The 12520-nt window shown below is 72.4% G+C and carries 12 protein-coding genes; 6 read left to right on the forward strand and 6 right to left on the reverse strand.

The window, feature by feature from the left end; all coding sequences use genetic code 11:
- Positions 1–30 precede the first annotated feature (30 nt).
- Positions 31–597: an FxsA family membrane protein gene (gene fxsA, locus ABZ098_RS41255; protein ID WP_356599529.1), complete on the forward strand. Its 567-nt coding sequence runs from the start codon at positions 31–33 to the stop codon at positions 595–597.
- 89 nt (positions 598–686) lie between these two features.
- Here the strand turns inward: fxsA and ABZ098_RS41260 are convergent, their stop codons facing one another.
- The 4 genes from ABZ098_RS41260 to ABZ098_RS41275 form a co-directional block, all read right to left on the reverse strand.
- Entirely contained in the window at positions 687–1061 is a 375-nt protein-coding gene (locus ABZ098_RS41260) for an RNA polymerase-binding protein RbpA (protein WP_003977404.1), read from the reverse strand.
- Positions 1062–1329: 268 nt separating this feature from the next.
- Positions 1330–2685 (reverse strand): MFS transporter, encoded by a 1356-nt coding sequence (locus ABZ098_RS41265; RefSeq protein WP_356599531.1) that lies wholly within the window; start codon positions 2683–2685, stop codon positions 1330–1332.
- 64 nt (positions 2686–2749) lie between these two features.
- Positions 2750–3517, reverse strand: coding sequence for a glycerophosphodiester phosphodiesterase (locus ABZ098_RS41270; RefSeq protein WP_356599533.1), 768 nt, complete (start codon positions 3515–3517; stop codon positions 2750–2752).
- Positions 3514–4203: a hypothetical protein gene (locus tag ABZ098_RS41275; protein WP_356599535.1), complete on the reverse strand. Its 690-nt coding sequence runs from the start codon at positions 4201–4203 to the stop codon at positions 3514–3516. Before ABZ098_RS41275 ends, ABZ098_RS41270 begins: the two co-directional genes overlap by 4 nt.
- A 64-nt stretch (positions 4204–4267) precedes the next feature.
- On the opposite strand from ABZ098_RS41275, the gene ABZ098_RS41280 reads away from it, so the two are divergent.
- The gene (locus ABZ098_RS41280) at positions 4268–5767 is read left to right on the forward strand and encodes a PLP-dependent aminotransferase family protein (protein ID WP_356599537.1); all 1500 of its coding nucleotides are present in this window, start codon (positions 4268–4270) and stop codon (positions 5765–5767) included.
- Between the two features lie 67 nt (positions 5768–5834).
- On the opposite strand, the gene ABZ098_RS41285 is transcribed toward ABZ098_RS41280, so the two are convergent.
- Both ABZ098_RS41285 and ABZ098_RS41290 read right to left on the reverse strand, forming a co-directional pair.
- The gene (locus tag ABZ098_RS41285; protein ID WP_356599539.1) at positions 5835–7469 is read right to left on the reverse strand and encodes a hypothetical protein; all 1635 of its coding nucleotides are present in this window, start codon (positions 7467–7469) and stop codon (positions 5835–5837) included.
- A gap of 40 nt (positions 7470–7509) precedes the next feature.
- The gene (locus ABZ098_RS41290) at positions 7510–7704 is read right to left on the reverse strand and encodes a hypothetical protein (RefSeq protein WP_007380617.1); all 195 of its coding nucleotides are present in this window, start codon (positions 7702–7704) and stop codon (positions 7510–7512) included.
- Between the two features lie 217 nt (positions 7705–7921).
- Here ABZ098_RS41290 and ABZ098_RS41295 point away from each other — a divergent pair, with 217 nt between their 5' ends.
- The 4 genes from ABZ098_RS41295 (at position 7922) to ABZ098_RS41310 (ending at position 12517) form a co-directional block, all read left to right on the forward strand.
- Entirely contained in the window at positions 7922–8314 is a 393-nt protein-coding gene (locus ABZ098_RS41295; protein WP_356599541.1) for an ankyrin repeat domain-containing protein, read from the forward strand.
- A 302-nt stretch (positions 8315–8616) separates the two neighbouring features.
- Positions 8617–10035, forward strand: a complete 1419-nt coding sequence (locus ABZ098_RS41300; protein ID WP_356599543.1) for a HEAT repeat domain-containing protein — start codon at positions 8617–8619, stop codon at positions 10033–10035.
- A gap of 188 nt (positions 10036–10223) precedes the next feature.
- Positions 10224–11357 carry a glycosyltransferase family 1 protein gene (locus ABZ098_RS41305; protein WP_356599545.1) on the forward strand — a complete coding sequence of 378 codons (1134 nt, stop codon included), beginning with the start codon at positions 10224–10226 and terminating at the stop codon, positions 11355–11357.
- A complete protein-coding gene (locus tag ABZ098_RS41310; protein ID WP_356599547.1) occupies positions 11354–12517 on the forward strand; it encodes a glycosyltransferase in 1164 nt (387 codons plus the stop codon). Before ABZ098_RS41305 ends, ABZ098_RS41310 begins: the two co-directional genes overlap by 4 nt.
- Positions 12518–12520 lie beyond the last annotated feature (3 nt).

The raw sequence follows: 12520 nt of genomic DNA on the forward strand, positions 1-12520 counted from the left end.
TGCTGAGCCGCGCCCAGGCACACTGGAAGCATGACGACAGGCACTCCGACCCCCACGTACCCCGCCCGGCCCCGCCGCTCCCGGCTGCGCACCTTCCTGCCGCTGGGCCTCGCCGCCTGGCTGGTGCTGGAGATCTGGCTGCTGACCGTGGTCGCGGGCGCGGCGAGCGGATTCGCGGTGTTCCTGCTGCTGGTCGCCGGCTTCGTGCTCGGCTCGGTGGTCATCAAGCGGGCCGGCCGCCGCGCCTTCCAGAACCTGAACGAGGCGCTCCAGCGCGGCGGCGCCCCGTCGAGCTCCGGCAGCGGTGGCAACGGCCTGATGATGCTGGGCGGCCTGCTCCTGATGATCCCCGGCCTGCTCTCCGACGTGGTGGGCCTGCTCCTGCTGATCCCGCCGGTCCAGAAGGCGGTCGGCCGCTACGCCGAGCGCACCTTCGACCGCAGGATCCGCGCCGCCGCCCCCGGCACCCTGGGCGACGCGTTCCAGCGGGCCCGTATGCAACGCCCGGACGGCAAGGTGGTCCAGGGCGAGGTGATCGTGCGGGAGGAGCCGGGCGGCGACGCCCCGCAGGGACCGCGCCCTCCGCTCACCCGCTGAGCCGACCCGCGCGGCACAGCACAAACCGCGGGCGCGGTACGTGGATCACGTACCGCGCCCGCGGTTACTTGTATGCGCTGTGTTCCCGCTCAGGCCGACTTGCGGCTGTCCCGGGGATGAACAGCGATGTTCATCGCGCCGGAACGCAGAACCGCCAGACGCTCCTCGAGGACCTCTTCGAGTTCCTCTCGGGTGCGTCGCTCCATCAGCATGTCCCAATGCGTACGCGCGGGCTTGGCCTTCTTTTCCTCAGGGCCGTCGCCGTCCACGAGGAGTGCCTGGGCCCCACAGACCTTGCACTCCCACTCCGGCGGGATCTCCGCCTCGACCGAGAAGGGCATCTCGAAGCGGTGCCCCTTCTCGCATGCGTACTCCACGGCCTGGCGCGGGGCCAGGTCGATGCCGCGGTCCGTCTCGTAGCTGGTCACCACGAGGCGCGTGCCGCGAAGAGCTCGCTCACTCATGAATCGTGCCTCCCGGGCTTGTCGCCCACAGGACAGGTGTCGCTGTCGTCGTCATCCGGTCAACGTCCGGTCGGCGGTAAAGATTCCCGTTCCGGGTCCCGTCCCGGGCAAATGCGTCGCCGTCGTAGCCGCCCCTTGTTGTACCCACCAGCGCCCGGTTTGTCACATCTGCAAGCAGATGTCACCCAGCGTTTCGGCATCTTTGACGCGCAGTAACGGTACGCCTGGCAGGCCAAACGCGTACACTACAGCGCTTTGGTGTTGAACGCTAAATCCTTTCGGGTACGGGATTGCCCGCGTCGCTGATCGCCCGCCGCACCGGAACCCGTGCGAGCAGGGCGAATCCGATGACGAAGAACGCCACCAGCGAGATGATCGCGTCACGATAACTTCCGGTCAGCTGGTAGGTGAGCCCGAACAGCAGCGGGCCCAGCCAGCTCATGCCCCGGTCGCTCATCTCGTACGCCGAGAAGTACTCGGCCTCCTTGCCGGGCGGGACGAGATGCGAGAACAGGGAGCGGGACAGGGCCTGGCTGCCGCCGAGGACGAGCCCGATGCCGGAAGCCAGGACGAAGAACCACACGGGCGCGCCGGCGGGCAGGAGGAACCCGGCTGCCAGGATCACCGCCCAGGCGACCAGCGAGCCGAGGATCGTGCGCTTGGCCCCGTGGGTCCGGGCGAGCCGGCCGAGTGCCAGCGCTCCCGCCACCGCGAGCACCTGGACCAGGAGCACGGCCGCGATGAGCGTCGACTGCCCGAGACCCAGTTCCTCGGAGCCGTAGACCGACGCCTGGGAGATCACGGTCTGGATCCCGTCGTTGTAGATCAGGTACGCCAGCAGGAAGGCGAGCGTGAGCGGGTGGCGGCGCATGTCGCGGACGGTGGCCGCGAGCTGCCGCATGCCGGGTGCCGTGGGCTCCTTGGCCTCCCGCGCGGACGAGCGGCGGTCGCGCAGCCGACGGAGCGGGATCAGCGCGAAGGCGCCCCACCACAGCCCGGCCGAGGCCAGACAGACACGGACGGCGGCGCTCTCGGAGAGACCGAAGGAGTCGTGGCCCATGTAGAGAACGAGGTTCACCACCAGCACCAGGGCGCCCGCCGCGTACCCGAAGGCCCAGCCCCTGGAGGAGACGGCGTCGCGCTCCTCGGGCGGGGCGATCTGAGGGAGGTAGGAGTTGTAGAGCATCGTGCCCACGGACTGCGCCGCGTTCGCGACGACCAGCAGGACACCGCCGAGGAGATAGCGGTCGCCGCCGAGGAAGAACATGGCGGTGGTCGCGGCGGCCCCCGTGTAGGCGGCGGCCGCCAGGAGCGGCTTCTTACGGCCGCTGCGGTCGGCGGCGGCGCCCACCAGGGGCATCACCAGCACGGCCACGATCACCGACAGGGACACCGAGTACGCGAAGAAGGAGCCTGCCCGCACCGGGACGCCCAGGGGGTGGACATATCCGTCGGCGTCCGCCGCGTGCTTCGCGATCGACGTCAGATAGGGGCCCAGGAACACGGTGAGCACGCTCGTCGAGTAGACGGAGCAGGCCCAGTCGTAGAAGTACCAGCCGCGTTGCTCACGCCGCCGGTCGGCGGCCTCGTCCGCCGCGTCCGCCCGCACGGTGTCGGTGCCCATCCGTGCCCTCGCTTCCCCGTGAAGGTGCCGTGCGCGGGCCGGGGACGGGCGGGCCGGACATGGGTCAGACCCAGACGCCCCGGTCCTCCATGACCTTGCGCAGTGTGTCGATGTGATCGGTCATGATGCCATCGACTCCCAGGTCCAGGAGCCGGTGCATGCGAGCGGGTTCGTTGACGGTCCACACGTGCACCTGGAGCCCGCGCGCGTGGGCGGCGCGTACGAAGCGGTGGTCGACCACCTGGATGCCCGACTGGGCCTCGGGCACCTGGGCGGCGACGGCCGAGCGGCGCAGCGCCGCCGGGACTCCCCATGACCGCAGCCGCAGGTTGAGGACGCCCCGGGTGCCGTACGACGTCGCCAGGCGTGGTCCGGCCAGCCGCTGGGCGCGCATCACCCGCGCCTCGGAGAAGGAGCCGACACAGATGCGGTCCCAGACGCCGGTGCGCTCGACGAGGTCCAGGAGCGGCCGCAGACCGGGCTCGTCCTTGACGTCGACGTTCCAGCGCGCCTCGGGGAAGGTCTCCAGGAGCTCCTCGAACAGCGGCACCGGTTCCCTGCCCGCCACACGCGCGTGCCGTACCTCCGCCCAGGGCAGGTCCGCTATCCGGCCCGCCCCGTCGGTCACCCGGTCCAGGGTCGCGTCGTGGAAAGCGACCAGCTTGCCGTCCGCGGTGGCGTGGACGTCGGTCTCCAGGTACCGGTAGCCCGCCTCGACCGCCCGCCGGAACTGGAACGCGGTGTTCTCCAGGCCGTCCGCCGCCCCGCCCCGGTGGGCGAAGGGGATGGGACCGGGATGGTCGAGGTAGGGGTGGCGTATCGGCGGGGTCACGGACGCAGTATCGCTCCCCGCGGTTGCCCGCCGGCAACGACCGTGCTGCCGTCGGATGCCCGGGGAACGGCGAACACGCGCAGGAAGGCCTGGGCGAGCGGGCCGATGGACACCGCGTAGAGGACGGTCCCGGCGCCGACGGTGCCTCCGAACGCGAACCCCGTGGCCACGACGGCCACTTCGATCGCGGTCCGCATCAGCCGGATCGAGCGCCCGGTCCGCCGGTGCAGTCCGGTCATCAGACCGTCCCTGGGGCCCGGGCCGAAGCTGGCGGCGATGTAGAGGCCGGTGGCCACACCGTTGAGCACGATGCCGGCCAGCAGGAGCGGGACGCGTACGGCGAGACCGTGCACATCGGGGACCGCGGAGAGGGTGGCGTCCATGGCGATGCCGACCACGAAGACGTTGGAGACCGTGCCGAGCCCCGGCCGCTGGCGCAACGGGATCCACAGGAGCAGCACCACCGCGCCCACGACGATCGACACGACCCCGATCGACAGGCCCGACAGCTCGGCGAGCCCCTGGTGCAGCACGCCCCAGGGTTCCAGGCCCAGGCCCGCCTCGACGAGCAGGGCGGAGCTGGCCCCGTACAGCGCGAGTCCGACGTACAACTGGGTCAACCGTCGTCCCAGACGGCGCTGCGTGGACAAGGTGGGTCCCCCTGTGGTGGTAGTGGCCTGACGCATGACACCCTGTGGCTTGGGATGACACATCATCCATGGCCAATTCGGGGAAGGTGGACTGATTTCAGTGGCGCAGTGGACCTCGGCGGTGGGTGCGGCGCAGCTCGCCCGGCTGCTCAACTCCCAGCAGGACCGCCCCGCCGGCCCCGGCACCCGCCGCCCGCCGGCCTACCGCGCGCTCGCCGACGGCATCCGCCTGCTGGTCCTGGAGGGCCGGGTCCCGGTGGCCGCCCGCCTCCCCGCGGAACGTGAGCTGGCCCTCTCCCTGTCCGTCAGCCGTACGACCGTCGCGGCGGCCTACGAGGCGCTGCGGGCCGAGGGATTCCTGGAGTCCCGGCGCGGTGCCGGAAGCTGGACGGCCGTACCGGCCGGGAACCCGCTGCCCGCGCGCGGTCTTGAACCCCTCCCGCCCGAGGCCCTCGGTTCGATGATCGACCTGGGCTGCGCGGCCCTGCCCGCGCCCGAGCCGTGGCTGACACGTGCGGTGCAGGGTGCCCTGGAGGAGCTGCCGCCGTACGCCCACACGCACGGTGACTATCCGGCGGGGCTTCCGGCCCTGCGCGCGATGATCGCCGAGCGGTACACCGCGCGGGGCATCCCGACCATGCCCGAGCAGATCATGGTCACGACCGGCGCGATGGGCGCGATCGACGCGATCTGCCATCTGTTCGGTGGCCGGGGCGAGCGCATCGCGGTGGAGTCCCCGTCCTACGCGAACATCCTTCAGCTCATGCGGGAGGCGGGCGCCCGGCTGGTGCCCGTCGCGATGGCGGAGGGTCTGACCGGCTGGGACATCGACCGCTGGCGCCAGGTGCTGCGGGACGCGGCGCCGCGGATCGCCTATGTCGTCGCCGACTTCCACAATCCGACCGGCGCGCTGGCCGGTGAGGACCAGCGGCGGCAGTTGGTGGAGGCGGCGCGGTCCGCGGGGACCGTGCTGGTGGCGGACGAGACGATGACCGAGCTGTGGCTCGACGAGGACGTCTCGATGCCGCGGCCGGTGTGCGCCTTCGATCCGGCCGGCTCCACCGTGGTCACCGTCGGTTCCGCCAGCAAGGCGTTCTGGGCGGGGATGCGGATCGGGTGGGTCCGGGGGGCACCGGACGTGATCCGCAGCCTGGTCGCCGCCCGCGCCTACGCCGACCTCGGGACGCCGGTCCTGGAGCAGTTGGCCGTGAACTGGCTGTTCAGCACCGGGGGCTGGGAACAGGCGGTCGAACTGCGGCGCACTCAGGCCCGGGAGAACCGGGATGCGCTGGTGGCGGCGATGCGCAAGGAACTGCCGTCCTGGGAGTTCGAGGTGCCGCAGGGCGGTCTGACGCTCTGGGTGCGGGCCGGGGGCCTGTCCGGGTCTCGCCTCGCGGAGGTCGGTGAGCGCGTGGGGGTGCGGGTGCCGTCGGGACCGCGGTTCGGGGTCGACGGCGCCTTCGAGGGGTATGTGCGGCTGCCGTTCACCGTCGGGGGAGCGGTGGCCGAGGAGGCCGCCGCGCGACTGGCCGCGGCGGCGCGGGTCGTGGAGAGCGGGGGGTCCGCGGGCGGGGAGGCGCCGCGCACGTTCGTCGCGTGAACGGAGCGGGTGGAAGCGGCGTGGGGAACCGCGGTGTCAGCCCCCACGCGCCCGCCACCGCCGAGGGTCACGGTGCTTCCGCGGCCACCGCTTCCGGCTCAGCTTTCGTCAGGACCGGCACTGTTTCCGACGGGGCCGCTTCCGGCTCGGCTTCCGGCTCCGCCTCCGTGGGGACCGTCTCGCCGTCGGCCGGAGTCGTCCGCTCCGGCAGCAGTGCCAGCACGGCCTGCCGGTCCGCCTCGCTCGTCGCGTCGTCGTACGGGTCGGGGGTCGCCGGCACCTGAAGGCGGTGCACCGGCCCCGTCCCCAGACGGGCGTACCCGCGGCCCGGCGGAACCTCGGTCACCGGGGTCGTGTGCGGCGGCGCCCCCAGGAAGGTCTCCAACTGCTCCGGCGTCGCGGGTCCCAGCACGACACGCGCGCGTGTGTGCTGTCGTACCGGATCGCTCAGTGCCTCCGCGCTGTCGAACTGGTCGGCCACCACCACCGTGACGTTCGCCGCGCGCCCGTGCCGCAGGGGGACCTGGAGCAGGGACTGCGGGTCCTTGCGGCCGTCCGCGGCCGCCAGGTGGGTGAAGGCGCTGGGGCGGTCGAGGAGGATCCACAGCGGGCGCTTGGTGTCCTCGGGTGGCGGATGGCCGGCCTGCCGGGCGCGGTTGGCCGCGATCAGACGGCGCTCCGTCTCGGTCGCCACCCACTCCAGGCTCGCCAGCGTCCCCGCCAGCCCGCACTCGACCGCGAGGACCCCGTCCCGGCCGGTCAGGCACGCGTACTCGCCGGTGCCGCCGCCCTCGACGATGACGACATCGCCGTACTGAAGGGCTTGGAGTGCGATGGAACGCAGCAGGGTCGAGGTGCCGCTGCCCGGCTGGCCCATGACCAGCAGGTGCGGCTCGGTGGAGCGGATGCCGGTGCGCCAGACGACCGGCGGGACGTCACGCCGGCCGTCGCCGTGGCCGAGCGGCAGGGTGCGCTGGACCTGGGTGGGGTCGGTGAAGCCGAGGACCGTCTCGCCCGGGGCGGTGACGAAACGCTGGGCGGCGATGTCGGTGGGCAGCGGGGCGAGCACGGTGACCGTGAGCTCGTTGCCCTCCTCGTCCCAGGCGAAGTGGTACTCGCGGCCGCGGCCCGACTTGGCGTGCAGCAACTGCTCGATGCGGGCCCGGGACTCGGCCTCGCCGTCGGTGAAGTACGCCGGGTAGCGGACCAGTAGATGGGTGATGCGGCCGGTGGCGTCGAAGTCGTACGCGGGGAACGCCTTCTCCCACTCGCCGCCGTGGGTGTACAGCGGGGCCGGGTCCTCGGCCGCCGAGAAGTACGGGACGAGCGCTTCGTACAGCGACTGGAGGCGCTGTGTCTGCGACTCGTCGGGTCCGTCCGGCTCCGGCGGCTTGCGGTCCCGGCCCTGCCAGGCTGCCGCCGTCATCAGGCTGATGACGGCGAGCAGCGGACCGTACGGAACGAGCGCCACGACCAGGACCACCGACGCCACCAGGAAAAGCAGCGGTCCGCGCTTGTCCTTGGGGGTGTCGGCCCACCTGCGCCGCCCGGCCGAGGCCAGCCGGCGCAGACCACGGGTCATCGTGATCAGCGGGTGGAGGACGTCGGTGGCGCTGTCGGCCGCCGTCCGGGCCAGCTCCCGGCTCCGGGCGATCTGGGCGCTGCCTGTGCTCAGGATGCGGGGGAGGGGGCGGCGGGCCACTGCTGTCTCCTGGAGGTGCGTACGGACGGGAGGGGCGGCGTCAGAACTTGATGCCGCCCAGAAGGCTCGCCAGGCTCTCGCCGCCGGCCTTGATGCTCGGGGCGATGGCCGTGCTGGCCAGGTAGAAGCCGAACAGCGCCGAGATCAGGGCGTGTGAGGCCTTGAGCCCGTCCTTGCGGAAGAAGATGAAGACGACGATGCCGAGCAGTACGACACCCGAGATGGAGAGGATCATTGCGGTGCTCCTGGTTCGTGGGGACAGTCACCATGAGTACTTCCAGCATCACAGCATGTATCCATACGACAAAAGGTGCAAATGGATGAATATTTTGCGATTTCACCGAGTTGGCGGAGCTGTGGTGATCTTTACCTCCGGCACTTCGGGTCATCTGGCGCGCCAGCCAGTACCCTTGCGATTCACCTGAACGGTTGTATGGAAGGCGGTCCGGCCGATGAGTGAAGCCCCCGACCCGGAGGTCGTGGAGCTGGCGACCAAGATCTTCGACCTGGCCCGGCAGGGGCAGACCGAGGCGCTTGTGGCGTACGTCGACGCGGGTGTTCCGGCGGGCCTCACCAACGACCGCGGGGACTCGCTCGTGATGCTCGCCGCCTACCACGGTCACGCGGACGCGGTGCGCGCGCTCGTCGGCCGCGGGGCGGCGGCCGGCGGGGTCAACGACCGGGGGCAGACCCCCCTCGCCGGGGCCGTCTTCAAGGGCTCCGCGGATGTCATCGAGGCCCTGCTGGAAGGCGGCGCCGATCCGGCCGAGGGCACCCCCTCGGCCCTCGACACGGCCCGCATGTTCGGGCGGACAGAACTGCTCGAACTGTTCGCCGCACATTGACACACATGTTCTGACCAGCGAAAACACAGACAACGGGGGAGGCGGTACAGGGCCGCCGAAATTTCGGTCGCGGCAGATGGAAGTGCCGAGTCATCATGACGTCGTGGTTCACGGACGTGATGGTTGGGCAGGTGATGCCGCACCGCGCGGACCGTGAATGCGGGTCCGCATGGGCCACCGACGAGAGGCAGAGGAAGATGGCTTACAGCAAGCAGGAAACGGCGGGCGCCCCGACGTGTTGTCACGCGGCCAGGTAATGCACGTCCCCGGTTGCGTCGACGCTTGATGTGAGGCTGTTTCCCATGTTCGATCCGGTCATAGCGCCCAGCGGTACGCTGCTCGGCCTGCTCCAGCGGGGCCGCGGCGACGGCACACTGCACGCGCTCACCGCCCCGCGCGCCGAGGCGCTCGCGGCCCTCAACCACTGCGTGCTGCGCGATCCCCGCCACGACTGGCAGGTGGAGAACCGCTCGCTGTACTACGCCCGTCTCTTCCTCGACCTCAACGGTGAGCTGGACGAGATCGAGGCGCACCTCTTCGAGGTGGACGACGTCTTCGACACCGAGGAGTCACGCACGGGCCTCGCCCTCGCCGTCCTCGGCCACCTCGCCTCCTACGGCAGGCGCGACGCGCTCGAACTGCTGCGCAGGTACGCCGCCTCGGGCTCCAACTGGGCCTGGGCGCTCGACGAACTGGCGCTGCGGGACGACGACGCCGGTCTGCGTGCCCTCGCCGCGCCCGTGCTCGCCCGCTTCGGGACCGATCCCGAGGGCGAGGCCGAACTGGCCGCCGCCGTCCGTGACGCCTTCGAGCCGAGGCCATGGCGGCTGTGGGCCGACGATGCCCGTGAATCCGTCTCCACTCGTGTGCGTGCCGCCCAGGAGGCCGGCTGTTTCGACCGCTGGCAACGCCAGATGCGCCCAGCCGGGCCCCGCCCGGGGTGGAGCGTGCAGGCCGTCTTCGAGTGGGCCCAGCAGGGCGTCGAACGGGGAGCCGCGCTGCACGTGCCCGCCGCCCGCTGTCTCGCCGCTGTCGCGGGCCCCGAGGACCGCTCCGACATCCTCGCGGCCGCCGAGGACGGCACCGACGGGGCTCGGGCCACCGCGCTGCGCTATCTCGCCGACAGCAATGATCCCGCCGCCTTCGACCTGATCGAGCTGGCCGTCGTCACGGGATCACCGACCGTGGTGGAGGCCGCGCTCGACTCGTTCGAACGCATGCGCAGTATCGCCGCCGTCGACCGCGCGCGCGGCTGGGCCCGACGGCCCGACGCGCTGGGCGCCGCCGCCGGACGGATGCTCGCCTGCCTGGGCGGAGCCCAGGACCGCGACCTCGTGCTCGCCGCCCTCCGGGAGGCCGTACGGGGCGAGGGCCCCGACGCACCGACCCTGTGGACCCTCGTCGACGGCACCGGACGGCTCGGCATCGCCTGCGCCGCGCCCGTGCTGCGCCACATCTACCGGGAGACCGCGTCCTCCCACCTCCGCGGCCGCGCCGCCCGCGCGCTCGCCGCCACCGACCCCTCCTTCGCCACCGGCCTCGCCGTCGAGTGCCTCTGGGACTGCGAGGAGACCACCCGCGAGATCGCCGCCAGGCACGCCGAGACCGGTGACGCCCGGGTCGTGGAGCGACTGCGCCGGCTGGCCGCCGACCCGGCCGAGGAGGCCGAGGTCCAGACGGCCGTCCGCAGCCGTATCGGACCGGACACCGCGGCCATGTGAGACACCCTCTGGTGTGAACTTCCGGGGCCCTTCACACCCGCCGGGTGAACGCGGGACGACCCGCGGGTCAGGTACGCATGGACGTGGCCTGACCTGCTCGGGTGCGCAGCGCAACGCTCATGGGACGTTCATCGTTCGCAAAGATCCACGTTGACGCGGGCACGTCCAGCTGCGGCGACAACACCCGTATGCGTGTCGTCATAGTGACCGAATCCTTTCCCCCCGATGTGAACGGCGTGGCCCACTGCGCGCTCCAGACCGCCCGGCACCTCGTAGATCGCGGTCACCTTCCGCTCGTCGTCGCGCCGGCCACCGCGTCCGGCCCCGGGCCCGGCGTGGACGCCCTCGCGCCGTGCCCCGTCGTCCGTGTCCCCTCCCTCCCCCTTCCGGGCTATCCCCAGGTCCGCGTCGCCCTCCCCAGCAGGCGCGTGGCCGCGGCGATCGCCGAGCACCGTGCCGACGTCGTCCACCTGGCCAGCCCCTTCGTCCTCGGCGTCCGCGGCATGGCCGCCGCCGCCCGGCTCGGCATCCCCGCCGTGGCCGTCTACCAGACCGACCTCGCCGGATACGCCCGCACCTATGTGCACGCGGGAGAGGCCGCCGCCTGGCGCCGTATCCGCTCCGTCCACACTGCCGCCGACCTCACCCTCGCCCCCTCCAGCGCGTCCCTGCGCGATCTGGAGGCGCACGGCGTGCCCCGGGTCGAGCTGTGGCCGCGCGGCGTCGACACCGTCCGCTTCCGCCCCGACCTGCGCGACGAGGAACTGCGCCGCCGACTCGCCCCGGACGGGGAGATGATCGTCGGCTACGTCGGGCGCCTCGCACCCGAGAAGCACATCGAGCTGCTGGCCGACGCCTGCCGCCTGGAGGGCGTCAAGGTCGTGGTGGTCGGGGACGGGCCGAGCCTGCCCCATCTCGAGCAGGCGCTGCCCGGCGCGGTCTTCCTGGGCCGTCGCACGGGTGACGAACTGGCCCGGATCTTCGCCTCCTTCGACGTCTTCGCGCACACCGGCCCCTTCGAGACCTTCTGCCAGACCGTGCAGGAGGCCATGGCGAGCGGCGTGCCCGTCGTCGCGCCGGCCGCCGGCGGCCCGCTGGACCTGGTCGCCCACGGGCGCACCGGGTTCCTCGTCCCACCGCGCGACCCGGCCGCCGTACGGGACGCTGTGTGGTCCCTGGCGGCCGACCCCGGGATGCGCGCCTCGTTCGGCGTCGCCGCGCGGGCCATGGTCGAGGGGCGCACCTGGGCGGCCGTCGGCGACCGGCTGATCGGCCACTACGCCGCCGTGCTCAGCGGCCGGAGGACGGCGGTGGCGGCATGAGCGGACAGCCTTTGCGGATCGTCCGTCTCGCCAACTTCGTCGCCCCCGCCTCGGGCGGCCTGCGCACCGCCCTGCGCGAGCTCGGCAAGGGGTACGAGGCGGCGGGTCACGAGTCCGTGCTGATCGTGCCCGGCGACCGCGCGAGCGACCGCAGGACCGAGCAGGGACGGATCATCACGCTGCCCGGCCCGCTGCTGCCCGGCACCGGCGGTTACCGCGTCCTCACCGACAAGCGGCGCGTGGCCCGGCTCCTGGAGGAACTCGCCCCCGACCGCCTGGAGGTCTCCGACCGTACGACCCTCAGGTGGACCGGCGCGTGGGCCAGGCGCGCCCGCGTCCCCGCCGTGATGGTCTCCCACGAGACCGCCGACGGTGTCCTGCGCACCTGGGGCCTGCCGGAAGGCGCCGCCCGGCGTGCCGCCGACGCCCTCAACGTGCGTACGGCGCACACGTACGCGCGCGTGGTGTGCACCACCGAGTTCGCCGAGCGGGAGTTCGTGCGGATCGGCGCCCGCAACGTCGTACGCGCCCCCCTGGGCGTCGACCTGGTCGAGCGGCGCCCGGCACTGCGTGACGCGGGGCTGCGGGCCCGGTACGCGCGCGTGGACGAGACGCTCCTCGTGACCTGCACCCGGCTGTCCGTCGAGAAGCGGCCCGGCACGGCCCTGGACGCCCTGGAGTCCCTGGTGCGCCGAGGCCGTCGGGCGGTGCTCGTGGTGGCGGGGGACGGGCCGCTGCGGCCGCGCCTGGAACAGCGGGCCCGGGAACGGCGGCTCCCGGTCACGTTCCTCGGACACGTCTGCGACCGCGGGCTGCTCGGCGCGCTCCAGGCCTCCGCCGACGTCTGCCTGGCCCCCGGACCGGCCGAGACCTTCGGGCTGGCCGCGCTGGAGGCCATGGCGTGCGGCACGCCGGTGGTGGTGAGCGCCTCCTCCGCGCTGCCGGAGGTCATCGGATCGGCCGGGGCGGTCGCCGCCGACCGGGGAGAGGCCTTCGCGGACGCCGTGGACATGCTGCTGGAACACCCCGAGAACGAGCGGCGCGAGATCGCACGCGCGCGTGCGGAGCGCTTCGGGTGGGACGCGGCCGTCCGGGCGTTCCTCGCGGCACACGACGCGGAGACCTTCGTACGGCGTTCCGTGCCGGGGGGCGTGTCCTGAGCA

The organism is Streptomyces sp. NPDC006335 (assembly GCF_040612795.1).
Taxonomy (GTDB): Bacteria; Actinomycetota; Actinomycetes; order Streptomycetales; family Streptomycetaceae; genus Streptomyces.